Raw genomic sequence first — 24,499 nt, forward strand, 5'->3', positions numbered from 1 at the left:
AAAACCCGAAAATCGATTAAGGTTTCACCTGGATACGTGGAAAAACCCCTGTTCGACCGTGACGATTTGGGTATTTGAAAGCCGGGACGGGAATCTGAACGCTCGCTTCTCGAGCGCCTACCCATCTTTTACCGAGACGCCTTGACGAACGGCCTACCGCTGCGATACGCTGCAATTCTTGGCTCGGCGGAATCGCTATTTCCTCATATTTTTCGCCTTTGCGCTGATGCTCGTGAGCTTCGAGGCGCTTGCGGGACCGCACGTGCTCCGCGCAGGACGGGAGAAAGACGTCCTCGCGCTATTTGCTCCATTCAGCCTCGGTTCGAGCGTCGAGGGCGGGTGGAGGTTATGGTCCGTCTCGATTGAAGCAAAACAAATCGTCGTAGGTCTGCGCGAATCGAATGGACGGGAAGAACGTTTTACATTGGTGCATCCAGAGGATGCTCCGGACGTACCGGACCACTCACAAAGCTTTGCCCTCGTGCGTTCGTCCTCGCGGAATCCATCGAGCGACAAAGCAGTGGGCGTGCTTTTCGAGACCGTGGATAAACACGACACGGGCGGGTTTTGGGAAGCTCCCGTGCAGGATCAGCGAAAAACGAGCGAACCGACAGGCGTCGCAGCTCGCACGCCGACGGGACCGAAAGCGGGCATTGCGATTTCCAAGTTTGCAATCGATGGCATTTTAGGTATTGGGCTCATTTGGACATTGGGGATTTTGCTGGCCGCGCGCCTTCTCAAAGAAGCTCCGCGATGGATGCGTGTTGCATTGCCTGCAATTGTGCTGCTGGGAATCGTCGTGCGCCTCGAATTTGCGCCACCTGCTCTTTTGGGAGCGTGGCCTTGGAGTCGCGTGTGGCCGAATGTACGAGCGGTCTTCGAAGGTCCAGGGCTTGCTGCGTTATCGACGAAGTACGGGCAAACGTTTTACTTGACAGACGTCATGGGATGGACGAATTTTGCTTATGCGGCCGCCATGCCGCTCGTTCTGTTCTCCCATGCGACGTATTTGCTGCGCGATCCGCGAGCTGGCATTGCAGCGTCGTTTGTTTTGGCGTTTTTGCCGCAGCACATACGTTTTTCGCGCTGTGAAGACGCGTTCGTGCCGTCGCTCGTGCTCACGTCGCTCGCTTTTGCGCTCATCCACGCGTGGCTGCGCGATCCATCGAAAATCGTGCGAGCGTTGGTGCTCGTGGCAATGCCCTTCGTGCTTTATCCAGGATATTTGCTGCGGCCGCTCAATATGCTCTTCGTCGGCGTCTACGTCGCGGCCATAACGCTCCTTCACCCGGAAACGGCGCCCATGAAGCGGCGCATCGTTGGTCTCGTCGTCGCAGGAGGGGTCGGCATTGCAGCATTGCCGTCATTCGTTTCGACGAACGAAGCTGCCTTGGGCAATGCTGCCGCGGATCTAGGTTGGCTGGGACGAACCCTGACCGTCATGTTTACGCCGCATCTGTTCGTCCTGACGGACTTGAACGTGACGCCGCTCGTGCTTCCCGTGCTTGCCCTGATCGGAGGGGTGTTTGCGTGGCGTCGAGGCGAAAAAAGGCTGGTCATTTTTCTTTGTGGATGGCTCATGCTGTTCATCACGGCGCATGCATTCGTCGTCGAACCTGCCATGCAGCCGCGATACCACATGCACCTCGTCGTGCCGTTTTTGCTGCTCGGCGCCGCGGGGGTGCCGCAGTTATGGCAAAAAGCTCGCGCTGGGCTTGCAGCAGCGTGCCTCGTGCTTCTAACCGCGCCATTTTTGCATCGACATTGGATACGCGATTTGCATTATTCGGAAATGCAGGAATATGCGTTCGTTCGGCAAGCGCGAGACATCGTGCCGGATGGATGCACGGTCATCGAATACGTCGGCACGGACCATCGAGCGATGGAGCTACGTTTTGCGCGCATTGGCGAAAGTGTGGCGTCCGGCGGTCCGCATCGTCGGTACGACGTGGTGCCTGCATTTGCTCCGGGCATTGCGGGAGAAACGAAGCAATCGGTCGACGAGGTATTGCAAAAGCGTCCGGCGTGCTTGTACGTGTACGAGGGGCTTGCGTGTAGCACCGACCCGGCGGGCGATGCATGTGCGGCATTGCGTAGGAAGATACCGGGGCCCGTCGTCACGCAGGTGGAAATACCGATCGAGCTTTACGACAGGCGCATGGCTGCATCGGCGCCGCGCACGGGAACGCTCGTGCCGCTGACGCTGCGGCGTATCGAGGTTATGCCCGGACGTGAAGCGCTTCGAGGCCTCGAATGATGTAGCCAGGTTTCCACTTGGGCTCGGAGACGAGCTGCAGTCGTGGCATTCGACGCAACACCGTATCGAATAGGATCTGCGCTTCGAGCCGCGCCAGCGCTGCACCTAGACAAAAATGAATGCCCGCGCCAAAACTCACGTGCGGATTCGGGTCACGAGCTACGTCGAATGTGTCCGGCTCGTCGAATACCTCGGGATCGCGATTGGCCGAACCAAAGAGTAAACCAAGCTCGGCGCCTTTCGGCACGCGCAGCCCGCAAATCTCTACGTCCTCCAGCACCCACCTTTCAAAAAGTTGCAGCGGCGTATCGTATCGCAGCATCTCCTCGAAAGCGCGCGGAACGAGCGAAAGATCGGAACGCAATCGCGTAAGCTGTTTCGGGTGCCGAAAAAGCGCCCACAAGCCATTGCCTGCCGCATTGACGCTCGCTTCGTGCCCTGCATTGAGCAGCAGGACGCATGTGCCAATGAGCTCGTCTTCGGTCAACTTGTCGCCTGCATCGGCAACTTGTGCAAGCGCGCTGATGAGGTCATTCTGTGGATGAGCTCGTCGCTCACGGGAAAGATGCCGCAAATAGTCGCCGAATTCGATGCACGCGGCGACGGCACGCTTTGCGGTCTCTTCGGACGGGCGCAATTCGTACATGCCGCAAATGTCCGACGACCATGGTCGCAATTGGTGGCGGTCATTTTCGGGGATGCCAAGCAATTCGGCGATCACCGTGACGGGCAATGGTTCGGCGAGCGTCGTCAAAAAATCGAATTCGCGTTTGTCGAGGGCAACGTCGACGAGACCATGGACGATGTCATGAATGCGCCCGCGGAGTTGTTCGACGGTGCGTGGCGTAAAGGCTTTCGATACGAGGTTCCGGAGGCGCGTGTGATCGGGCGGTTCCCGGTCGAGCATTCCGTTGCGGATGACGTGCCAAAAGGGAGCGTGCTCGGGCGGTTCGTCGGGACGACCCATTTCGGCATGCGTCGCGATGTGTAGGTACGTCCGGCCGAAGCGGCGATCGCGCAAAAGTGAGGTTACATCGGCATGGCGCGTGATGAGCCACAAATTGGAGCGAGCGTCGTAATGAATCGGGCCAAGGTCTCGAAGTGCCGAATAAACGGGGTAAGGATTGGCGACGAAGGCAAGAGAAGATGGGTCGAACGAGGCGAGCGCGGAGTCGGGGGTCATGTCGCCGCATGTCACGCCGCGCGTTGCTTTGTTCGAGGCTTGAGCCATGCGGCAAGCTCTTCACGCGACAGGTCGAGCACGACATCGCCGACTTGTTTGGCGCCATCTTTCTGCAACCGAGCCGCGACTCGAACCTGCTCGCGCTCGGTCAATGCTCGCCCCAGACGCCTCTCGAGCAAGCTCACCAGGAGCGCGAGTGCTTCCTTGCGGCCTTCCTTGCGCCCTTCCTTGCGACCTTCTTCACGCCCCTCGTCACGCCCGAGTCCCATGCCGCGAGCCAAACCAACTTCGTAGAACCACTCGTCTACCGTGAGTTCTTTGGGCATGACCGACTTTACCACATCTTCGAGCATGTGTGCACCGTTCTTGATGTTCGCCATCGCAACCATCGTCATCATCAAGTGGGCAAACTCCTGACGGTTCGTCCGCGCTTGCATCAGCCGGACCGTGCGTTCGAGTTTTTCTTTGTCGACGTCCACGGCGAGCGGGACGAACACCAGCCAGAAAACACTCCCCATAGCTTCGATTTCGGCCACCGTGCGCTGATAGATGGCTTCAATCCGATACGTCACTCCACAAAATGGCGTCCCATCCGGTGAAGTCCGATATTCGCCCTGCCTCGGCAATGGTTCTTTCCGACCCGTCAGTATGACGACGACGCTCTCGATGCGTATCGGCGCGGCTCCTGCCATACCCAACGCCCGCTTTGCCTCCGCATCCACCTGCGCCGCGACCGCCGCAAGCTGATGATATTCGTATACGCGAAATCCAATTTTTACGTCGAATCGCAAAACCCACTCGATATGCAACAAGCGCGATTCGTCTTCCGACCTCACCAAGAGTGCCCGATCGAGTCGCCGCTCTCGCTCCGCCACCTGCGTTTCGACCCATTCGACATGCCGGATCGGGTACCTTGTGGTCGCCCACGCCTGTGCCAGCGCCTCCGGATGCCTTCGCGACAAGTGACGCAGCATCAAGTCCACCGCGGCCCGGCGCTTCTGTGTGCGAAATTGCTTACGTTTTGCCATGGTTCCTCACAAACGCAGGCGCATTGCCCCTACATCACATCCATCGTTCGGGGTGGGCGCGAGTTGCGTCGGAGGACCAAAAAAACTGACTGCACATCAAATTCAGCTGAATCGCTATGCCGCATCCATGTACCGTTCCCCCATGTCGCTTCGCTCTTGCGCCCTCTCGATCGCTCTCGCAGGCTCGCTCCTTCTGCCCACGACCGCCCTTGCCGCCGATCCTCCCGTCGATTCGCGGCCTCGTTTGCAAGTCAATTTCCCGGTCGACTTGACCATCACCGGCGCGGGCGCCGCCATTTGGCTCACCACCGAAATCCTCAAGGGCAAAATCGCACCGTCCACGTGCCGCTGGTGCAATCCACCTGCCGGAGACCTTGCCGTCAAAAACGCCCTTCGCTGGGACAACACGCGTAATGCCGACATCGCCAGCTACGTCACCGGGTTTGCCCTCGCACCCATGGCAGCCCTCGGACTCGACGCCGCCGTCGTGTATGCCTCCGGCGGCAGCTTTCGTGAATGGGGCGAAGATGCGACCATCATCATGGAGTCCATCGTCATTGCGGCCAACCTCAATCAGCTCGTCAAATTCGTCGTCGCTCGTGAAAGACCCTTCGTCCATGACCTCGATCCGAATGCAAAAGGGCGTACGAGCTCCCCGGGCGACAACAATCTTTCTTTTTATTCGGGCCACACGATGCTCGGGTTCGTTTCGGCCGTATCCGCCGGAACGATTGCATCATTAAAAGGTTATCGTGCAGCGCCTTGGATATGGGGCACGGGGCTCACGATTGCAGCAGCCACGGGATATTTGCGCATTGCCGCGGACAAACATTACTTGAGCGACGTATTGACGGGCGCCGTCATGGGCTCGGTCGCCGGGTTTCTCGTTCCGTGGCTCCATCGCCCGCAAAATTCCGCGGTCCAAGTCACCGGCATGAGCGCCGGATCCATGGCGACAGGAGGAACGATCATCTCGTTTCAGGGAATCTTGCCCTGACGCCATTTCATCGTAGACAACGAACCACCAAGCATGATTCGAGCGTCCATGCCAAACGCATTGCACAGCATCAAGGAAGTCTTGCGCTTCGATTCCATCTTTTGGCGCAAATTCATGGCCGCCGGGATCAAGCACGGACCCGAAACATTCGTCAAATACAGCCCGCCCGTCTTCGGAATTGCGATTGGGATGGCTCTTCCCGAAGCTCGGCGCCGCGTGCAATCAAGCCTCGAATTCGTACGCGGTCCGCGTTCTCCCGCCCAAGAAGCGGTCGAAGTGGCCACGGTTTTCGCGAACTACGCCCACTGTTTGACCGAAGCGATGCTCATCGGCGCCGACCGTGGTTTCGCCCTGCACCCCTGCGTGCACAATGCCGAGCATTACTACGAATGCATTGCGGCCGGACGCGGGGTGATCTTTGCCACAGCGCATACGGGTGGCTGGGACGTGGCTGGCGCGATGTTCAAGCGCAATCGGAATCAGCAGGTGTACACGGTGATGCAGCGCGAACGCGACGAGAGCGCTCGGGCGCTGCAAGACGAGATGCGAGCGAAGGCTGGCGTGAAGATCATCCACATCGGAGACTCGCCGTTCGATGCTCTGCCGCTGCTCGGTTACTTGAAGAACAACGCCGTCGTGGCGATGCAGATCGACAGGTCACCGAGCAGCATGCGTGCGCGCGAAGTGATGCTCCTCGACAAACCATGGCGCGCGCCAGAAGGTCCGCTGCGCCTCGCTGCAGCGAGCGGCGCGCCGCTCTTGCCCGTGTTCATCCGAAGGCTCGGCTTCATGCAGTACGAAGCCATCGTGCATCCACCGGTGCGTCTGCCACGAAAGCCGACGCCTGCGGAGCTCGATCAGGCTGCGCAACGCTTGATGGACGCGCTGGGATCGTTTCTTCGACAGCACCCGACGCAGTGGTTCGATTTTGCGCGCGAAGATCCTTCCGCCGTCAAAGCGGGCCCTCGGTGAGCCCATGGACGAATTGGCGCACGACGGGATCGTCGCTCGCCTTTGCTTCCGCAGTCGTGCCGTCGAACACGAGTCGCCCTCGATGAAGCATGCCGATGCGATCGGTCACCGTGAGCAACCTGTCGAGATCGCTCGACACCATGATCACCGTGGCCCCTGCAGCTCGTTGCTCGTCGCGCAAGAGCTCGAAGATGCGTTGTGACGTGACGGGATCGAGGCCTGCGGCGGGTTCGTCGTACAGAACGATCTCGGCGCGCGTGATGGTCGCTCGCGCAACGCCGACGCGTTTCTTTTGCCCCCCGGACAAACCCGCAGGCATGCGCTCTTCAAAGCCCGGCAGCGATACCACTTCGAGCCGTTCGGCAACGCGCTCGGCGATCTCTTCCTCGGAAAGGTCGAACAGACGCCGAAGCGGGAAGGCGATGTTTTCGCCGACGGTGAGGTAGTCGAAGAGGGCGTTGTTCTGAAAGAGCATGCCGAAACGAAGTCGAAACTCTTGTAGCTCGAGGTCGTTCATGGCGTGCACGTTGCGGCCATCGACCAGGAGTTTGCCCTCGTCCGGTTGAAGGAGGCCCGTGATGAGCTTCAAGAGGACGCTTTTTCCAGACGCGCCGGGACCGATGAGCCCGTAGAGACAGCCGCGTGGGATGTCGAGGTTGACGCCTCGAAGCACGGTGCGGTGTCCGAACTTTTTGCTGACGCCGTTGATTTGGATGAGCGGTTCGCCCATGGAGGGCCTCGCTTCACTGCGGTGCAAACGTCGTACGCGATACGTCGAGGCGCGGGTGAGCAGGGAAAGACAAACCTCGAACGGCGCCGGCCACGCATGAGTTGACGCCGGGATTGGAAGGTCTGGTCGTGACCGTGACGCCGACGGCGCGGCCGTTTTGGACCGCGGCGCAGATGTTGACTTCGGTCGATGGAGGCACACCGCACGCGTTCAGGTAGGTGCCGCGATTGAGCACGTTGCCGTACGCGCCTGCGGTCAAGTCGGGCGGAGCATCCTTGCTGTAGTCCTCGACGTACTTCGCTTGCGCGCCTTCGCAGCTCATGCCGCCTGCGAGGACGGGCCTGCCGCCGCTGTTGAACGAGCCGCCGCCCGCATTGGGTCCGCCCGACTTGTTGCTCCCGGACAAACCACCGTCGACGTCGACAGTGACGACCTTGTCGCCTTGTACGACGGTGTTTTCCTTGCGAGATCCGCGTTTGCTCACGAGCCACCCGGCAAACCCTGCAACGAGGACGCCGACGACCGCAGCTCCAATGAGCGCTTTGTATTGCGTGCCTTGTCGCTCTTTGACGACGACTTCTTCGAGCGCTTTCTTCTCCTGCTTGATGTCGCGATTGAGCTTGGCTTGTTCGGCGAACGGCGCGAACTGCTCCCAGTCCTTGATGAACTTTTCATCGTTGACTGCCGTGTCGCGCAGGATGTTTTCCCCGACAAACGTGTTGGTCGCGATCTGCTGAAGCATCTCGACGGCGTTGAACGGGCCGTGGTCCATGCCGTCCTTGATGACGACGTACCGAGGGCTCGGATCCGACTCGAGTCGCGCTTTCAGATCAGCGAGGCGCTGGGTGGGGTTGTCCGAACGAACCTGCGGCGCTTTGACGACCGCGATCGGAAACGGGCTGCTCAGTTGGGGCGCTCGAGGAGCCGGCGGCACGGCGGTAGCGACGACATTGGCTCCGGCGACCGGCGGGGGAGGCAGGCTGCCAAAGTCGAGCTCGACGGCGATGCTTTCCAGTTTGGGTCGCGCAGCGGGAGTCATGTCTTGCAGGGCTTGCGCGAGCGCGCCGAGGTCAGCGGGGCGACTGTCGGCCATGGCGACGAGGGCTTTGCCGAGGACCATTTCGAAGTGCGGGGGCAAACCCGCTACCGCTTCGGACGGACGGCGCATGCCAGGACCAACGCTGCCGCCGGTGAGCATTTCATAGAGGATCGCGCCGACGCTGAAGACGCTTGCGCGCGCATCACCCGGGCTGCCCGAACGTGCTTCGGGAGCGACGCAGGCGATGTCGGCGGGTAGGGTTGGAAGAACCTCGGCTTTGTCTTCGAGCAGGCTTGCGGCAGAGCCGGTGAAGAGGATGGCGGACGGGTGGACGAACAGCAGTTTCCCGTCGCCATGGATCTGCTGAATTTCGGAGCAAAGCGGTACAATGATGGAAAGCGCTTCGGCCAACGAGAAAGACCGGGACGAAGCTCGACGCGCCTCGAGCTCGGCGCGCAGGGTGCCGGGAGTGATCGACATCGGCGCCACCTTAACGCTGAATGACCCCAGTGCTCAATAGCTCGGGAGGGCAGGGGGGATTAGGAAATGGCGGACGGTGGTGTTTTACCGCCCTGGGCACGTTCTTCTTCTTGGAGAACGGTGAAAACCAGGCCTGCGCCGATGATTGGAACGAGCCAGATGAGCTGAGCTTGTAGAACTTTCTGTTTTCGCTCGAAGACGTTGCTTCGGAATACGCGGTAAGTGAGCCAGGATTGGAATGCGACGATTGCGAGTAGCGCCGTAGCGAGGATGCCGTCGAACAGGTCCATTGAGGTTCGCGCAACGTATGCCCGAGTTTGCGGCGTGCAAGGGGCCGAGCGACAAAAGGTCCGAATGCTCCCGATGGACTGCTACCTGAGCATCTGACTAGACTGCGCCCCGTGCAAAAGCGCCGCATCGTGATGCACGCCGGGTTGGCGGTCGCTGCCGCGGCGCTTCCGCTCGCATTCGTGTCCCTTGGTGGAGGATGCAATGGTGGATGCAACGCGCTGCCGAGCAGCAGCGTCGACGGTGGCGACTTGCTCGGCGCATTCGATCGCGACGCAGCCGCCGTGGACGCAGCGAATGACGCAGGGCGCAAGGCGACATCACGCAAGGAGAAAGATGCGGGATCGGTCGATGCGGCGGCACCCGTCGTGACGACGCCGATTACGCGCCCGCCCAACGAGAGCAGTTGCGTAACGCCGGAGGGGCAGGCGGATCGCGACATCAAGCGCACGTTTGGGCGCCCGGTTTGTCCTGGTGCCGAAGTGCTCGAGTGGAAAGACGAATGGGGCGCACCGAGATACGCGTGTGTGGTCGTGCCGCGAGGCATCGAAACGCGTGCTCCCTTGCCGCTGCTCATCTTCTTTCACGACGCTGGCAAGAGCCCTTCGAGTGTCGACAAGGAAACGTCGCTGCGTAAACACGCAAGTCGCTTCGACATCACGGGAGACGCCGCGCATACGGGCTTCGTCGTGCTTGCACCTCAAGGTCGTGCGATCCGGGGCAATCGCGATGGCGCGATGTTCGACGTCGAGTACGTCGCCGAAGACAACGTCGATGTGACCACGACCGATCACTTCGTCTCGGTGCTGACGGCACGCGGCATCGTGGATCGAAGGCGCATCTACACCGTGGGCGCAGGCAATGGAGGTTTGATGGCTGCGACGTACGCGATGATGCGTGCCGATCGCGTCGCTGCATTCGCTACCTTTGGCAGTGATGCTCCTCGGGCCGCATGGTCCTGCGCTGGCCCGCCTCCACCAGCGTTCGTCCTCTACCGCGCATGCGATCGGATCACGCCTTGCGCTTCGGTCGAGCGATGGCTCCGAGCTCGCGATGGCACTGGCGCCGAAACGACAGGCGTACGCCTCGACAGCGCAGGCCGAGACGAGCCCAATTGCGCGATCGACAAGAAGTGCACGCCCATCGTGGGCACTGCGAATCATCGCCGGTGGCCGAAGACACGCGAGAGCGACATGCTTCGTTTTTTTGCGCGTCGAGCTCTCGCGGTTCCGCCGTGAAATCCCGAAATAACCAGCTTCAACAATGCCAAGGAGTGGTAGTTCTCGATGGCCATGGTGGGTCCATCGAAACTCGCTTCGGACATCATCCTCCGTGCGCTCGTCGATGCCATCGACGACGTCGTGTTCGTCTTCGACGAACAACTCGTTTGTCGCCACGTCGGGCGCGGGGTTTCCGAGCTTTTCGGGATCGACCCTGCGTCGGCGCTTGGACAATCACGTGCTTCGCTGCTCGAACGAATAGGCACCGCAGTCAAAGAGCTTGGTCCCGTCGTTGCGAGCTTGAACAATGGAGGCGCGGGCACGGAGCAATCCGATAGTGGTCCCATCGACCTCGCATGTTCTCCACCACGGACGATCGCCTGGATATCGACAGCCGTCGTGCACGACGGATCGATCGCGGGACGAATCGATGTGGTGCGCGATCTGACGCGCCAGCGTGACCTCGAGCGACGTGTTGCCGAGATGTCGCAAAGGCTCGAAGAAGCAACGCTTCTGGATGCGCTCACGGGTCTGGGAAACCTGCGCCGATTCGAAGAAGAATGCGAACGCGAGCATCGGCGAGCGCAGCGCGTGTGGGACTCGTATGCCGTCGCGCGTGTGGACGTGCACGACATGGCCGCGGTGAACTCGACGTACGGGCGAGCCAAGGGGGATTCGCTTTTGCGATTGCTCGGCGAACGGCTTCGCGCATCGAGGCGTCAGTACGACATCGTCGCGCGGTGGCACAACGACGACTTCGCGCTGCTCTTGCCGTGCATCGATCGTACGGCGGTGCAACGAGTGCTCGAGCGAGCGGCGAGCGAGGCAACGGCCACGGCGAAAGAAGCTGGTTTCGACATCAGGCTGAACGTGGGCGTTGCGGTGTGGACGCCGCCGTCGGCGGACAGCGCTACCGATGTGCTCGGGCGTGCAACAGCAGCGCTCGATGCTGCCAAGCAATCCGGGGCGGGCTCACTGCACGTCGATCTGGATGGCGCGACGTTCAAGAACGATCCGTTCGCATCGATTGCCGAGCCGCCCGAAAGAGTCGAGTGATCCCGAGGGGCGAGCGGCACTCATTTTTCGCGACATCCTGATCAGTCCTTCAAGTTCTTCTCGAACAATTTCTCCTTCCCATCCAAACCTACGATGGGACTTTGAAGATCAATCGCAAACTATTGATTTTAAACATTTTTCGTTCGTTGTGTGAGCCAAGAAGTCATTTCCGCCCAAACGGCTCCGGTGGGCTTGGCACGCAACCTGCTTGGGCCCAGCCATGAGCCGACGGCGTGCGCACTCGAGGCACGGGACAGCCCGGGATGTCAGTCGATTGGTCCCCATCGACGACGATCCGATCGAGGCGCTCATTCGGCGTTCGAAGCGGCAGCGACGGCGCGGTGATCAACGCGCTGCGGTGGTCTTGTTGCAGCGAGCGTGTTCGATGGATGAGTGGCGCGCGCGAACGTTCACGCTGCTTGGTGCGCTACTCAGCGAAGTGGGGCGATGCGACGAGGCGGAGCGTGCGTTTCTGCATGCTCGGTGGCTGCGTCAACGTGCGGGGGAAATGTCGCGGGCGGAAGTCACGATGCGGCTCGTCGACCGCGTTCGAGCGTCGCGCGCGGTTCCGTGAAGCGCGGATCAGACAGCGCGCATGGCGCCGACGTGGAACGAGCGAAGGGTATTGCGACCGCAGAAGGGGCATGCCCAACCGACGTCGAAATGCTCGTTCGTCGCAGCCATGGTGTGAGCGGGGGCGACTTCGCGTGATCCGCCTCGAGATGCGGCTCCGGCGATGACCGTGCGCTTCTCGTCGAGCGTCGCCGTCAAGATCGCCTGGCATTCGCATCGACTGTTCACGGTGTACTGGCTCATGAATCTCCGGGATCGATCGATTGTCGGGACAATCGGCTAAAGAGCTTTCCGCCTGCTTATAAGGCGTGGCGCCGTAAGGCTCAAGGGAGTTACTTCGGAACGCGGCTCGTCACAACTTCTTGACTTCGACCGCCTGGATGGTTGCCGAGCCTGGCCCAACGAGGCCGATGACGAGGCTCGAGTCGTCGGTGAATTTCGCGTCGAGGGACCGGCCGCCATCGAGCGACAAGGTGCGAAGAATGGCGCGATCGCCTGTCGAGTCACGAACGGTCATGAACAGATGGGCGCGGGGGCGGCCGATGGTGATGGCATCGATTGAAGCAGCCGGGCACACGAACGATGCCTTGCCGGATATCGGTTTGGCCCCGCCGATGGTGCACTTCGTTTCGACCTGCAGTTCGTTTGGCGCTTCGGCGAGCGCTGAAGCGATGACGGATCCACCACGCACGAGCTCGACGTCATCGAATTCGAACGCGGCACTGCGACTGCCGATCCCAACGTAAAAGCCGCTCGATCCAGGCACCGCCGTGAGCGTGACTTGCTGCTCTCCTGCGCCTGCTTTGGCGATCGGAAAAGTGGACGTCGTATCGATCGCGTCGGGGTCTTCGAGCGACCGGAGCGCTACGTAGAACACGTCGCCTGTCTGAGCTGCACGGTACTTGAACCGAACGGTCAGCTCGTCTCCAGGCTTGATGAGCGGTGGAGTCGACGGCGAGTAGTTGCCGGTCACGTGGACCAGGTATCGACTGCCGCCACTTGCGTGAAGCTCGGCGAGCCCCGCGCGCAGAACATCACGCGCACCGTCGGTCGTCGCGGAGATGGTGATGCCGCCAGAAGCCGCGGAGAACGTCAAACCAGCGCCTTCAATTTTGCCGAGTTTGTCTCCTAGAACCTTGACGGAGGTCGGCTTGGCGTCGGTGACGGTTCCTTGGGCGTCGACGGTTTTCCCATCGAGTTTCGCGGAGAGCGTTTTGACCTGCGTGTGGAGCTGACCGACGCCTTCGTTGTCGAGGAACTTGCGCTCGTCCCAGAGCTTGATGAGCGACGCCATGAGCTCGGCCAGCCGCGCGTCCTCGGCGTTGTGATCGGCAAGCGTCATCTTGCACGCGTTGTATTGAGCGCAGAGGTCGACGCGCCGATCTTTGAGTGTTTTGGCGAGATCGCCGGCTGCGTGAATCGCTTCGATCCGTTCTTCGGATCCCTTGCTCGACGAAGCAATCCTCAGGGCGCCGTCGACGCTGAGCGCGCCGAAGTCTTCGGCGATGTCGGCACAGTTTTCACGCGGGATGGTCCCAATCGGCGCAGGGCAGGAGATTTCGCCTCCTTCCGCTCCGGCTGCAGTTTCGGCGCTGCCCTGGGCGCCTCCGCAGCCGCTCATGAGGGCAAGAGTCATCCAGGGACAAACGCGGGAGAAAATCGATCGCGCGGCGGACACGACGACGAGGATATGCCAGCTTGCGCCGTGCGCGGCAGGGAACGTCGCCGGGGGCTTGCCAAACGCTTACGACTCCGCTAATCATGGCCTCGCAGTTCGCGGGACTAGCTCAGTTGGTAGAGCATCAGCTTCCCAAGCTGAGGGTCGCGAGTTCGAGCCTCGTGTCCCGCTCCGAATTCAAAATCGCGCGTATGCAGACCCAGCGTACGCAGACTCAGCCATAAAGCTGCCGTGTGTCGCGCCCAAGGCGACGTCAGCCACGGAGATGCATCCAAGCCAATGGCCGTGATGAGCGGTCATGCGGGCGATGCGAATCGCGTAAACGTCTTCGACGGCTGCGCGATCCGAGTGTCGTGCCGGGGGGACGAATTGGATGCTTCAGACCCAGCGCGTCGCGTGGAACGCCGTGTTGATGCTCGCCAAGCAGGGCGTGATGGCGGTGCTCAGCGTCGTCTTCGTCGGCTTTCTTGCGCGCAGCGTGGGCGTGGCTGCTTGGGGAGAATTGCAGGCTTCCATCGCGCTTTGCGCGATGGCGTCGATCATCGCAGGGCTCGGCGTGCGTGGCTACGTCGCGCGCGAAATCGCCGTCCGTCCGGAGCTTGGCCCTCGGCATTTGGGTTCGGCGCTCATGATTCGCGGCCTGATGGGCGCCGTCATCCTGTCGATCATCGCGACGGCGACGTGCTCGATGCATCCGAGCTCGGAAGCACGGTGGCTCGTGCCCATCGCTGCAGCATCGCAACTCGCCACGTTGCTCTACACGACGATGTGGCTGAGCTTCGAGGCGCACGAGCAGTTCAAGTACATCCTGTACGTCGAGCTCGTTGCTCGCCTGTTCGTCCTGGCGTGTGCGTCGATCTGCGTTGCGGCAGGACTTGGCATCCTCAGCGCGGCCATCGTTTTTGCGGTCGGCAACGTGATCGAGCTCGTTCTGACGTACTACTTCCTGAGCTCGCGTCTGTATGCGCCGCGTTTGTCGGCGGACTTTTTCGAGCTGTTGTCGATCGCGAAGCGGAGTTTGCCCATTGGGTTCGCCGGTGCGCTCTTTGGTGCGGTTCGTCAATCCGATCGAGTGCTCTTGCGATGGTTCGGCGATGAAACGGCGGTCGGCATTTTCAGCGCTGGATACGTGCTCGTCGAGCAACTAGAGCTCGTATCGGACCTCCTCTTCGGTGCAGCATTTGCAGCGGGTATGCGCCTGTATGCGCGCGATCGAGAAAGCTTTCACGAGCTTTACTCGACGGCGTTCGTGGTCGCCGTAGCGCTCGGCCTTCCCATGGCTGCGGGGGTTTGTCTGCTCGCACCGGACATCATCCAGCTCGTGTACGGTGGGCGCGAGTTCGCTGGGGCCGTACACGCTTTACGGATACTGGCGTGGCACGTGCCGACGATGTTCGCATATCACGTTGCGGCGATGCCGCTTCTCGCGGGCAAACGCGAGGCGCATCTCGGCGCGGTGCTCTTGCCGGCACTCGTCGTCATCGTCGGCATGGATTGGATCCTGGTCCCGGCCTACGGAGCCGTTGGTGCAGCAACGACCGCGCTCGTCGTTGCGACGGGTGTCTTGATTGCGCTTCTAGCGATCACGCCATCGTGTGTTCGAGTGGTCCCGGTGCAGCGAGTTCGTTCGGCGATCATCTCCACGGTGCTCATGGCGCTGGTGGTGCACTTCGTACGCGAACCACTTGGGATGTGGGCCGCGATCGTCGCGGGCGCATCGACCTATGCTGCGCTGCTGTTCGCTCTGCGTGTCGTCACGACAGACGATGTTCGCGGGCTCGTTCGACCAGCGACGGCGCAGTTTCATCGGGACGAACCGTGTGAAGAAACTGCAAGCAAGCGTGCATAACTAGCTGACGAGCGAGCGAGCATGCATCAAGCTTTCAGGGTGCCGGAGGGGGGAGCGTACAGAGTGCGCCGGCGACGGCGCGAGCTTACTTCGAGGTTGGTTCGCACCGTCGAGCGGCGAGGGCGTCCGGGGCCGCCTAGGGCGACACGTTGGCCAAACGTCTCGCCCGCGCCTGCGGTGGCCAAGCGCTTGGATGGTGGGATCGAGCGGCTTCCGATGGGAACGGGTGGTTACGACCTGGTCACGCGCCTTGGCGGCGGAGGCATGGCGGACGTGTTCCTTGCGCGTCGTCGGGGGCTGCATGGGATCGAGCACGACGTCGTGATCAAGCGGCTGCGTGACGACGTTCGAGCGTTGCCGACGATCACGAAGATGTTCACGTGGGAAGCGTGGATCTCGTCGCGGCTATGCCATCCGAACATCGCAGCGTTTTACGACTTCGTCTCTCATCGTGGCCGGGATCATCTCGTGCTGGAGCACGTACGCGGGCCGGATGTTGCGACGATGATTCGAGCGCTGCGCGACGCTGGTCGAGCATTTCCCGTACGAGCCGTCATCGATGTCGGCATTGCAGCCGCACGCGCGCTTGCTCATGCGCATGCCCTTGCAGATGAGGATGGGCGCATGCTGGGCCTGGTGCACCGCGACGTGAGCCCACAGAACATCCTCGTGTCCGTCGATGGCCAGGTAAAACTCATCGACTTTGGAGTCGCGAAGACGACGAGCTTGCACGTTCCGCGTGAATCCGAGCCTGCGCTCGTGAAAGGGAAAATGGGGTACATCGCGCCCGAACACCTTCGCGGCCAGCCGCTCGATGCGCGCAGTGACCTCTACGGTTTGGGAGTCGTCCTCTTCGAAATGTTGACGGGCACGCCGCTGCTTCGACGCAGCGAGGACATGGAGATGATGCGTGCGGCGCTGTTGCTCGAGGTCCCGCAACTCACGGCAATACGCCCGGAATGCCCATCATCGCTCGACGCGCTCGTTCGTCGTGCACTCGCTCGGAACCCCGACGATCGTTTCGAGAGCGCGGGAGCCATGGAGCGTGCGCTGGTCGAGGTAGCATCGGGAGTGGACGAAGAAGTTGGAGCACCAACGTTAACAGAGATCGCTCGAAGCGTGTACACATCGCACGACGGCCGGCACTTGAACGAACTGCGGACGAACTTTCCGCACCTGGTACCTGCGGCGCCCGTCGTCGCACACGCACAGCGTCGACCCAGTGCGGAGGAGCCGAAGACGCGTCCCGAAGGGGTTCGACGTGCAGAAGCACCCGACGTCGGCGCAGCGCCTCATGGCGATGCACCGGTGAGCAGTTCGAGCGCACAAGAAATCGTCGCCGCGACGACGCCGCCACCGAAACGACAACGATCTCACGCGTGGTCGAAACGCGCGGTGCCGCTTTTCATTGCGTTCGTATGTGGCGTGATCATCGCGGCAACGGCCCTCGATCTCGCGCGAAAGAAAGAAGCTTCATCCAACGAACCGACGCACGGCTCCGCGGCGCCACGATTGTACCCGCAGCCTTAGAACAGCGGAGCCAGGCGTCGAAAGATCGGCCAATTCACAGGGATCACGTGTCCATGCGCTTCCCGATCGCGAGGTTGTAGATCCCGAGCAGCACGACGGCACCGAGGATGGACATGAGAAATCCGGCCGGTGACGTGTTCGTCGTGGCAACGCCGATGAGGCGGCTCAAGAAACCACCGACGAGCGCTCCGCCGATGCCGAGAAGAACCGTAACGGCGAAGCCGCCAGGTTCGCGTCCAGGGGTCACCAACTTGGCGATCACCCCGACCACCAGACCAAACAGTACCCACAACAGAACCGACATCATGTTCAGCCCCCTTTCGCTCGCGCACACCTGTGCGACGCGTCGCCCAAACGAGGTGACGTGCTGCAAGCCGAGACGCCGCAGCTCTGTCCCGTCCGAACGCTCGCGTTGCAGAGGCCGTGCCGGGCGGAGCGTGTACCGCCTCATCACACGCCCCGACGTCGAGGCTCCACGCTCTCCAGATCATTCATCCACGTCGTTATCGGTTCTGTCAGCGAAGATCCGACAGCTCGCCGAGCTCGCGGACGAACCTCACGCCGAACGACGTTATGGCTCATCAGCCCATTCGCTTGTTCGAGTTGGCTCATGAAGTTGGAGGTCCAACGATCGAGCGATACTTCGCTCACGACGCGCTTTAGCTCTGCCATGCGTGCGGAGTCGGTGGACGTCTCCGCGGACAACGTCGCTGCAGAGAGCGTCGCTTGGAGAGCGTCTTCGTCATATGGATTGACGAGCCACGCGCCACGCAAGACGTCTGCCGCTCCCGTCATCGTGCTCAGGACCAAGCGTCCGTGCGGGCCCGGCCTCGTCGCGACGTACTCGAAAGCAACGAGGTTCATCCCGTCTCTCATGGGCGTGACGAGCGCGACGTCGGCAGCCAAGTAAAACGCTGCGAGCTCTTCCGCCGCGTAACTGCGCGCGAAGAAGTGCACCGGCCTTCGGGTTGGACTGCCAAACCGGCCCAAGATACGACCGACCGCTGCCTCCACGCTCTCTCGTAGCGCGCGGTACGCCGGAACCATCTCTCGACTTGGCACGGCGATCTGCACGAGCGTCGCGTGCTCGCGTGCTTCGCTGCTTTGTTCGAGCATCCGTTCGAACGCTTCGAGACGTTCGACGATCCCCTTGGAGTAGTCGATGCGATCGACCGCCAAGAGCAGCCGTGATCCGCCTAGGTTTGCGCGCAGGGCGCTTGCGTTTGCCTGAACGTTTGCATCGCGGCCCAGCGCTGACCACGCACCGACGTCGATGCCAATGGGACAGGCGACAACACGAGAAAGCCGACCATCGTTCGCAACGAGTAAGCCGTCACCGTCGCCTTCGTACGGTATGGCCAGCTCTTGCAGCGCACCCGCGAACGCTGTCGCGTAACGAGGTACGTGGAGACCGACGAGGTCCGCGCCGAGCAGACCTTCAACGAGCTCCTTGGACCATGGCAAGGTGCGAAAAACCTCGGGGCCTGGCCATGGAACGTGCCAGAAGAACCCGATCGTGAGGTCTGGGCGCCGCGCGCGTACGAGCGCGGGCACGAGCGCAAGTTGATAGTCGTGAACCCATACGGTTCCTCGAAGCGGTGCCGTTGCAAAGACGACCTCGGCCACGCGCTTGTTGACGTCCAGATACGCACGAGCTTCGTTGCGACGAAAACGACAGCGCTCGACGAAGCCGTGCGCGAGCGGCCAAAGGGCTCCCGTCGATGCCCCCGCGTACCATGGGCGTCGAACCTCGCTCGGGATCGATACGGGAATGACTTGGAAGTCTGCGTCGCTCGTGCTCGTGGCGTCCTGGTCATTTCCCGCAGCGATCCAGGTACCTCGCGCACGTTGCATCAGTGGAAGTAGTGCGGAAACCAGCCCACCCGGAGCGCGAGAAACGTTTTCGCCTCCACCGGTGAACGGCGCCCGAGCGCTCACGACGATGAGCCGACCGGCTTGCTTTGCCATAGCGACTCCGTTCATGCGAAAGTGATGCCGTCTTGGGCATGCCGCCGAAGCCCTGGACGAAATCGGCAAGGCGCCATTCGTCCTGCTGAAGCGGTGCGCGCGCTGTTTACACAGCGGAATTGGTTGCTGTGACCGCGTGTGTTACGGTCGAAATCCGGAGGAGAATCCCCACAGTGCGGTTCAATCGCATCGCTTCGCTCGTCACCTTCACGCTGTCTTTGTCCGTCGCGTTTCCATCGAATGCGCAGACTGATGAAGAAAAAGCCGCCGCTCGAGCTCTGGCCATTCAAGGGGCGACCGCGCTCCAAGAGAACAAGTTTGCCGAGGCCATCGATCTCATCACGCGTGCCGAAGCAGTCGTGCACGCGCCCCCGCACCTGCTCATGATCGGTCGAGCTCAGGTTGGTCTCGGCCGACTGGTCGCAGCGCGCGAGAGCTTTCTGAAGGTCATCCGTGAACAGCTCCCGGTCACCGCACCCGCAGCTTTCAAGAAAGCTCAGCAGGAAGCCAAGACAGACCTCGAAGCGATCGAACCTCGTATCGGTTCGTTGCGGATCGCGCTCACGGGGCCGGGGGCAGGCGATCCTTCCAAGGTCACCGTGAAGCTCGACGATCAACCTGTCACCACCGCGCTCATCGGTGTGCACCGGCCGATCGACCCGGGCAAACACGTGGTGACCGCTTATGTCACCGGCCGTAGCCCCGTATCGCAGGAAGTGAGCCTCGGAGACGGCGAGAAGAAAGAGATCGAGCTTTCGGTCGAAACCCCGGCAACGCTCGTTCCCGATGAAACACCGGACGAAACTCCGCCTCCTCCGCCGCCTCCGCCTCCTTCGGGCATGAGCCCGCTGCGTATCGCGGGGATTGCTGGCATGGGTGTTGGCGCAGCGGGGCTCATCGTCGGGGGCGTGTTCCTTGGCCTCCAAGCGTCGAAGCAGTCCGAAGCGAACACCTTGTTCGATACCTGCAAGGCGCAGCCTGGAGGCTGTACGCAGGCCGAGCGAGATGACGTTGGCGCACTCGATAATGCGGCGGCAACGCGTGGAACGATTGGCATCGCGAGCCTCATCGGCGGTGCCGTACTTGCTGGTGGTGGTGTCGCGTTGTTTCTGATCGGCGGCAAGAAGGCACAGCCCAAGCCCACGAACGGCTTCGTCATGCCGTACGTCACTCCAAACGGCGGCGGACTGGTCGGTCGGTTCTAGAACCTCGTCACAATCCGATTCCGAGATCAGGCGTGAGGCGCGAAGTTCGGGCAAACCCGCAACGACCACGCTTCTACGGAGCTGCCTTTCCGCTCAGTACCCCAGATCCACGCCGCCCGGCTTCTTCGTCTTGTTCGTGCTGCTGCCGCCCGGTTTCGGGCCCGAGAAAGTCTTCGTCGTTGAACTGGCAGCAAATGGAAACGGTGTGCTCGCCGTCGGTGCCGCAGCGGTCGCAGGTCCTGCGTCCGGAGAAATATCCGCCGTGGGAGGTTCGTCTAGAGCAACCTCACGTGCTGATGCATCGGCAGACGGTGTGGCCTCGGGAGGCGGAGCTGCCGAAACAGGCGGCGTCGCGGATTCGGGAGGGTTTGCCTGTGGAGCGTTCGTCGCCGAAGTGTTTGTCGCGGAAACCGCGGGCGAACTATTGGCGTTCGAATCTTTTTGACCGAAGACGAAATACCCGGCGACGCCCAAACCACCGAGCATCACGGCGGTGACGAGCACACCCACGAGCGCTCCCGACCGTGACGACGTAGGAGCTGGCGCGGGTTGAGCCGCTCCCGAAGCGTTTCCCCATGCGTTTGCAGTTGCTTGCGATCCGTCAGTTTGTCCAGGAATCACTGGGCCCGGACCGACGCCCGAAATCATGCCCGGCGGCGGAGTGTGCACGAGCGGCCCCTGGAGCATCCCCGGCGGCATCGTGATGTGGCCGGGTCCCGTGACGTGCATGCCCGGACCCGTCGCAAAGCCATAACCAGGTGTGGCGCGAGCTGCTTGCCATGCGAGCAGCGCGTCTTTGAATTCAGCGCAGGACTGGAAACGATGCGGCTGCTCGCGAGCCATCGCTTTCTGAATGATTGCGGCAAACTCGGGATCGAGATCCGGGACGAACTGTTGCGGGGGCGGGGGCAGCTCGAGCGCGATCTTGAAGAGCAGCTCGTTGAACGTTTCGGCGCGGAACGGCACTTGTCCGGTGGTGGCTTGATAAAGCACGACGCCGAGCGCGTAGATGTCGCTGCGCGCGTCGACTTGAGCCATGCCGCGCGCTTGCTCCGGCGACATGTAATACGGTGTCCCGACCACGGCGCCGGCCCGGGTGACGTTCATCTCTTCGCCGCTGATCTGCGAGAACTTCGACACGCCGAAGTCGAGGATCTTGATGAAGTCGGCGCGGCCTGCCTTGTTCGGCAGGATGAAGATGTTGTCAGGCTTCAGATCGCGATGAACGATCCCGGCAGTATGAGCAGCGCCGAGAGCATCGAGCACTTGGGCCATGAGCGGAATGCTCTGCGCAGGAGCGAGGCGCCCGTTTTTCTTGATGCGCTGGCTCAGCGTCTCGCCATCGAGATACTCCATGACCATGTAGCGCGAGCCGTCGGGCAAGACGCCGAGATCGAGCACTTCGCAGATGTGCTCGGATCCGATGCGGCCCGCGGCCTGCGCTTCGCGTTCGAAGCGCGCCACGTTGTCGGCTGCGCTCGAAACGCTCGCATGGAGAACCTTGATCGCTACGCGCCGCTTGATGCGGAGGTTTTCACCTTCGTACACGGCCCCCATTCCGCCTGTGCCGAGCAAGCGGAGAATTTGATACTTCTCGTCGAGGACTTGACCGGGATTGAGGCTCATGAGGGCGTCGCTCTGGTGAAGCGGAAGGAATCCAACGGGCTCGATTCTACCACGGGTCGATATGCCAGGCCCAGAGGTCTGTTGCGGATCCGTCATCAAAACCGCTCGGAACGCCCTTCACACCGGAACGAACGAAAGCCTTCATCAGGCATTGCCCGATTGACGGGCTCTTCGTGCTAACGTCGGCCGCGTATGGCGCTCTACGAGCTGTCGATCGACGACGCACACCTTCGCGAAGCCGAGATGCTCATTTCGCTCGAAGGGCGAAGTTTCCCTACGCTTGCAACGCGATGGGAATCTCGCCTCTTCGATCAGCCTTGGTCCACGACCCTGGTCCTCGACTACACGATTCCACTTCCGCCGCTGCCTGCCGGACAGGCGTCGTTCATCGAAGTGAGAATCGCCGCGTTCACCGGCGGTGCCCCCACGAAGTTTCTGTACTTCGGCACCGAGATGAACTCGAGCGTGCCGCGCGTCGGACCGGAGATGGAAAATCAGATCGGGCCCGCGAAGATGTTCCAAGAGTTTCGCCTCGACGAACACAGCTCGCCCGTCCCGTACCTGAAACTCATCCAAACGACGCCCCGCATCTATGGCGCAGGCGCGCAGGACTATTACAGCCCCGCGATCAAGATCGAACGTTACGACGGCGTAGCATCGAGCGATCAGCTCGCTGACTTGTTCCCGACGGTCGTCGCCAACTTGCCGTGCATCAAGGGCCACTTGCTCACGGACTCGACCGGTGGCTTGTGGACGGGTGCGCGGTACATCGGACAAACGTCCATCGCCATCTTGCGACAAGGCAAAGTTGTCGGTTTGCATCGACGCATCGGACGCAGTGATCGCGATGCAGTGCCTCCCGAAATCCGACGTCGCGATCCCAAGCTCGACACGCTGAAGGAATGGGTCTCTATCGACCTTGGTGCTCACTCGACAGTCGTGGCGTTGCGGAGCGATCGCAGCTCGCCCGAGCTCATTCGAATCGGCGCGACGACGCCGCCTGTCGTGTCCGCGGACTACGAAAACCCGAGCGAGATCCACTTCGAACAACTCGCAAAGACGCTCAAGGCGTGGCGCGATCGCGTGATCCTGCCGATGACGCGTTGGGGCGAAGTCACCGTTGCACACGCCTCCCGCGCCCTTCGCAAACGAAGCGCCGACGACGCCGCATCGCTTGCCGCATCGACACTCACGAACTTGCCGCTGCTTCGCGAACGGGTCGAGCTGAAGGACAAGATTGCTCTGCGTGGTCGTGGTGATCCTGAGTCACAGGAAGTGCTGAAGAAGCCCGCGCCGCCGATCATCGACGAAGAGGGCATCGGTGCACACGACCCATTCGATCCGATCGAGTTCTACGCGTACTACATTGGTTTGAACGTCAACCATCGGACGCGCGGAATCCACACGCGGTACCTCGTCGCAATGCCCTCGGGCTGGTCCGACGATCGCCGCAAGAGCGCGCTCGTTGCGGTTCGTCGCGGCATCTTCCGCAGCCTTCCTGCGGGCATGCTCGAGTACCACGACCTCGAAGGACTCACCGTGCTCGACGCAGGCCCAGCAGCGATTCCCTTCGTCGCTCATGCGTTCCGTGCATTCGCGATCGCACCCAAGCCCGATCCGGTTCCATTCTGTGCCATCGATGCCGGCGCGAGCGAAACGGGGATCGCTTTTGGTCTGTTCCGTAATGCCAAACTCGACGAACAATCCGAGGGTTACGAACGCATGATCGAATACCTCGAACCGACGAGCATTCCTTGGCTCGGTGGTGAGAGGCTTCTGCATCGACTCGCGTATCGCGTTTACGTCGCGGCTGCGCATCAAGCGCTGAATGCGCGCGTGCCGTTCGATCGACCCGTGGACGAACCTCCGTCACCGGCGCTCGAACATCTGCTTTCCGCATCGCCGTGGGCACGGGCAAACGTCGAGCTTCTGAAGGATGCCATCAGGCCGCTGCTCGAAGGTGGAGACACGAAACTGCCGAAGTCCGTAAAGCTTGCGACGGCAGAAGGTGAATCGTTCGACCTCACGCTCGATGTCGATCGAGAAGCGATTTCGGGCGCAATCGAGAAGTGGTTCTCCGAAGGCGTCGCAACCATTTGCGCCGGGCTCGAAAAGGCGCTCGAGAAGATTGGCCGCGGGCCGGATCCCTACGAGGGCCTGCGCGTGATGCTCGGAGGCCGCATGAGCATGCATCCGATCTTCTACGAGAAGCTCGTCGCGAGCTTGCCGCGCAACGTCAAGATTCACCGGTTCATCGAACCGGATCGCCTCAACCTCGGCGCACCGACGGTCAAGACCGCGTGTGCTCTCGGGGCACTCGCGATGCGATTCGAGCGCATTGGGGCCGCTCTACGAGCCGAGAAACGCGATGCATTCCGCTATCGCGTCGGACGCAATCGCCATGGCCAACTCGCCGACGTCCTCGATCCCACGGTCGAGTACGACGTGTGGCGCGAGATGGGCGCGTGCACGAAGCCCAATGTGGAGATCTTGCACATGCGCGCCGAAGACGATGGCGAAGTCGCGGCCGATGATCCGCGCGTCGAAATGGCCATCTGCAAGCTGGGTGCAGGAGCCGTTGGACAACGCGTCTACCTGCGCGCCGTTGCTCCTGCGCGCATCGAGGTCAGTGCTGGACCACCAGGCGGCGATCCCGCTCCTGGAGGCCCCGTTTGGGCCGTCGACCTCAAAGAAAACATCGCGCGCCCGAAAGCTTGAGGGTGGGTCACTCCTGGCCTGGCCCATCCGGGGGTATGGGGGGCAGAGCAGTCGGCCCGTGTTTTGTCCTTTGGCCAAAACACTCACAGGGCCGCCTGCGAG

The 24,499-nt window shown here is 61.6% G+C and carries 20 protein-coding genes and 1 tRNA gene; 11 read left to right on the plus strand and 10 right to left on the minus strand.

The window, feature by feature from the left end; genetic code table 11:
* The first annotated feature begins 178 nt into the window (after window positions 1-178).
* Window positions 179-2,257 (plus strand): hypothetical protein, encoded by a 2,079-nt coding sequence (locus tag IPM54_26705; GenBank protein ID MBK9263382.1) that lies wholly within the window; start codon window positions 179-181, stop codon window positions 2,255-2,257.
* Here the strand turns inward: IPM54_26705 and IPM54_26710 are convergent.
* Window positions 2,220-3,440, minus strand: a complete 1,221-nt coding sequence (locus tag IPM54_26710; protein ID MBK9263383.1) for a cytochrome P450 — start codon at window positions 3,438-3,440, stop codon at window positions 2,220-2,222. The genes IPM54_26705 and IPM54_26710 overlap by 38 nt on opposite strands.
* Window positions 3,441-3,451: 11 nt before the next feature.
* Window positions 3,452-4,468 carry a hypothetical protein gene (locus tag IPM54_26715; GenBank protein MBK9263384.1) on the minus strand — a complete coding sequence of 339 codons (1,017 nt, stop codon included), beginning with the start codon at window positions 4,466-4,468 and terminating at the stop codon, window positions 3,452-3,454.
* Window positions 4,469-4,610: 142 nt separating this feature from the next.
* Here IPM54_26715 and IPM54_26720 point away from each other — a divergent pair, with 142 nt between their 5' ends.
* Window positions 4,611-5,465, plus strand: a complete 855-nt coding sequence (locus IPM54_26720) for a phosphatase PAP2 family protein (protein ID MBK9263385.1) — start codon at window positions 4,611-4,613, stop codon at window positions 5,463-5,465.
* Window positions 5,466-5,579: 114 nt separating this feature from the next.
* Window positions 5,580-6,437 carry a lysophospholipid acyltransferase family protein gene (locus tag IPM54_26725; GenBank protein ID MBK9263386.1) on the plus strand — a complete coding sequence of 286 codons (858 nt, stop codon included), beginning with the start codon at window positions 5,580-5,582 and terminating at the stop codon, window positions 6,435-6,437.
* On the opposite strand, the gene IPM54_26730 is transcribed toward IPM54_26725, so the two are convergent.
* The 3 genes from IPM54_26730 to IPM54_26740 are packed head-to-tail and all read right to left on the minus strand — an operon-like array spanning window position 6,418 to window position 8,976.
* A complete protein-coding gene (locus tag IPM54_26730) occupies window positions 6,418-7,167 on the minus strand; it encodes an ATP-binding cassette domain-containing protein (protein ID MBK9263387.1) in 750 nt (249 codons plus the stop codon). The genes IPM54_26725 and IPM54_26730 overlap by 20 nt on opposite strands.
* 13 nt (window positions 7,168-7,180) lie before the next feature.
* Entirely contained in the window at window positions 7,181-8,686 is a 1,506-nt protein-coding gene (locus IPM54_26735) for a hypothetical protein (GenBank protein MBK9263388.1), read from the minus strand.
* 59 nt (window positions 8,687-8,745) lie between these two features.
* A complete protein-coding gene (locus IPM54_26740) occupies window positions 8,746-8,976 on the minus strand; it encodes a hypothetical protein (GenBank protein ID MBK9263389.1) in 231 nt (76 codons plus the stop codon).
* Between the two features lie 111 nt (window positions 8,977-9,087).
* On the opposite strand from IPM54_26740, the gene IPM54_26745 reads away from it, so the two are divergent.
* From IPM54_26745 to IPM54_26755, 3 genes are all read left to right on the plus strand, one after another.
* The gene (locus tag IPM54_26745; GenBank protein ID MBK9263390.1) at window positions 9,088-10,212 is read left to right on the plus strand and encodes a hypothetical protein; all 1,125 of its coding nucleotides are present in this window, start codon (window positions 9,088-9,090) and stop codon (window positions 10,210-10,212) included.
* 54 nt (window positions 10,213-10,266) lie between these two features.
* The gene (locus IPM54_26750; protein ID MBK9263391.1) at window positions 10,267-11,250 is read left to right on the plus strand and encodes a diguanylate cyclase; all 984 of its coding nucleotides are present in this window, start codon (window positions 10,267-10,269) and stop codon (window positions 11,248-11,250) included.
* A gap of 220 nt (window positions 11,251-11,470) precedes the next feature.
* Window positions 11,471-11,824, plus strand: a complete 354-nt coding sequence (locus IPM54_26755) for a hypothetical protein (GenBank protein ID MBK9263392.1) — start codon at window positions 11,471-11,473, stop codon at window positions 11,822-11,824.
* A gap of 8 nt (window positions 11,825-11,832) precedes the next feature.
* Here IPM54_26755 and IPM54_26760 read toward each other — a convergent pair whose 3' ends face one another.
* Window positions 11,833-12,066, minus strand: coding sequence for a hypothetical protein (locus IPM54_26760; protein MBK9263393.1), 234 nt, complete (start codon window positions 12,064-12,066; stop codon window positions 11,833-11,835).
* 109 nt (window positions 12,067-12,175) lie between these two features.
* Window positions 12,176-13,501 (minus strand): hypothetical protein, encoded by a 1,326-nt coding sequence (locus IPM54_26765; protein MBK9263394.1) that lies wholly within the window; start codon window positions 13,499-13,501, stop codon window positions 12,176-12,178.
* 98 nt (window positions 13,502-13,599) lie between these two features.
* Here IPM54_26765 and IPM54_26770 point away from each other — a divergent pair.
* The 3 genes from IPM54_26770 (at window position 13,600) to IPM54_26780 (ending at window position 16,880) form a co-directional block, all read left to right on the plus strand.
* A tRNA-Gly gene (locus IPM54_26770) sits at window positions 13,600-13,672 on the plus strand.
* 202 nt (window positions 13,673-13,874) lie between these two features.
* Complete coding sequence (locus IPM54_26775; GenBank protein ID MBK9263395.1) at window positions 13,875-15,350, plus strand: flippase; 1,476 nt, start codon at window positions 13,875-13,877, stop codon at window positions 15,348-15,350.
* 177 nt (window positions 15,351-15,527) lie between these two features.
* Window positions 15,528-16,880, plus strand: a complete 1,353-nt coding sequence (locus IPM54_26780; protein ID MBK9263396.1) for a protein kinase — start codon at window positions 15,528-15,530, stop codon at window positions 16,878-16,880.
* A gap of 43 nt (window positions 16,881-16,923) precedes the next feature.
* Here IPM54_26780 and IPM54_26785 read toward each other — a convergent pair whose 3' ends face one another.
* Together IPM54_26785 and IPM54_26790 are read right to left on the minus strand one after the other, a co-directional pair.
* Window positions 16,924-17,184, minus strand: a complete 261-nt coding sequence (locus IPM54_26785; protein ID MBK9263397.1) for a GlsB/YeaQ/YmgE family stress response membrane protein — start codon at window positions 17,182-17,184, stop codon at window positions 16,924-16,926.
* A 146-nt stretch (window positions 17,185-17,330) separates the two neighbouring features.
* Window positions 17,331-18,848, minus strand: a complete 1,518-nt coding sequence (locus tag IPM54_26790) for a trehalose-6-phosphate synthase (protein MBK9263398.1) — start codon at window positions 18,846-18,848, stop codon at window positions 17,331-17,333.
* A 173-nt stretch (window positions 18,849-19,021) separates the two neighbouring features.
* Here IPM54_26790 and IPM54_26795 point away from each other — a divergent pair, with 173 nt between their 5' ends.
* On the plus strand, window positions 19,022-20,053 hold the full coding sequence (locus IPM54_26795) for a hypothetical protein (protein ID MBK9263399.1): 1,032 nt from the start codon (window positions 19,022-19,024) through the stop codon (window positions 20,051-20,053).
* Between the two features lie 93 nt (window positions 20,054-20,146).
* Here IPM54_26795 and IPM54_26800 read toward each other — a convergent pair whose 3' ends face one another.
* Entirely contained in the window at window positions 20,147-21,679 is a 1,533-nt protein-coding gene (locus tag IPM54_26800) for a protein kinase (protein ID MBK9263400.1), read from the minus strand.
* A 192-nt stretch (window positions 21,680-21,871) separates the two neighbouring features.
* Between IPM54_26800 and IPM54_26805 the strand changes: the two genes are divergently transcribed.
* The gene (locus IPM54_26805; protein MBK9263401.1) at window positions 21,872-24,397 is read left to right on the plus strand and encodes a hypothetical protein; all 2,526 of its coding nucleotides are present in this window, start codon (window positions 21,872-21,874) and stop codon (window positions 24,395-24,397) included.
* Window positions 24,398-24,499 lie beyond the last annotated feature (102 nt).

This window comes from Polyangiaceae bacterium (assembly GCA_016715885.1).
GTDB lineage: Bacteria > Myxococcota_A > Polyangia > Polyangiales > Polyangiaceae > Polyangium.

What these genes read in the sequence shown, in the direction of transcription:
- IPM54_26710 (MBK9263383.1), bottom strand. Translation starts at nt 3,440, where the DNA reads ATGACCCCCGACTCCGCGCTCGCCTCGTTCGACCCATCTTCTCTTGCC.
- IPM54_26715 (MBK9263384.1), bottom strand. Translation starts at nt 4,468, where the DNA reads ATGGCAAAACGTAAGCAATTTCGCACACAGAAGCGCCGGGCCGCGGTG.
- IPM54_26720 (MBK9263385.1), top strand. Translation starts at nt 4,611, where the DNA reads ATGTCGCTTCGCTCTTGCGCCCTCTCGATCGCTCTCGCAGGCTCGCTC.
- IPM54_26725 (MBK9263386.1), top strand. Translation starts at nt 5,580, where the DNA reads ATGGCCGCCGGGATCAAGCACGGACCCGAAACATTCGTCAAATACAGC.
- IPM54_26730 (MBK9263387.1), bottom strand. Translation starts at nt 7,167, where the DNA reads ATGGGCGAACCGCTCATCCAAATCAACGGCGTCAGCAAAAAGTTCGGA.
- IPM54_26735 (MBK9263388.1), bottom strand. Translation starts at nt 8,686, where the DNA reads ATGTCGATCACTCCCGGCACCCTGCGCGCCGAGCTCGAGGCGCGTCGA.
- IPM54_26740 (MBK9263389.1), bottom strand. Translation starts at nt 8,976, where the DNA reads ATGGACCTGTTCGACGGCATCCTCGCTACGGCGCTACTCGCAATCGTC.
- IPM54_26750 (MBK9263391.1), top strand. Translation starts at nt 10,267, where the DNA reads ATGGTGGGTCCATCGAAACTCGCTTCGGACATCATCCTCCGTGCGCTC.
- IPM54_26755 (MBK9263392.1), top strand. Translation starts at nt 11,471, where the DNA reads ATGAGCCGACGGCGTGCGCACTCGAGGCACGGGACAGCCCGGGATGTC.
- IPM54_26760 (MBK9263393.1), bottom strand. Translation starts at nt 12,066, where the DNA reads ATGAGCCAGTACACCGTGAACAGTCGATGCGAATGCCAGGCGATCTTG.
- IPM54_26775 (MBK9263395.1), top strand. Translation starts at nt 13,875, where the DNA reads ATGCTTCAGACCCAGCGCGTCGCGTGGAACGCCGTGTTGATGCTCGCC.
- IPM54_26785 (MBK9263397.1), bottom strand. Translation starts at nt 17,184, where the DNA reads ATGTCGGTTCTGTTGTGGGTACTGTTTGGTCTGGTGGTCGGGGTGATC.
- IPM54_26790 (MBK9263398.1), bottom strand. Translation starts at nt 18,848, where the DNA reads ATGGCAAAGCAAGCCGGTCGGCTCATCGTCGTGAGCGCTCGGGCGCCG.
- IPM54_26800 (MBK9263400.1), bottom strand. Translation starts at nt 21,679, where the DNA reads ATGAGCCTCAATCCCGGTCAAGTCCTCGACGAGAAGTATCAAATTCTC.
- IPM54_26805 (MBK9263401.1), top strand. Translation starts at nt 21,872, where the DNA reads ATGGCGCTCTACGAGCTGTCGATCGACGACGCACACCTTCGCGAAGCC.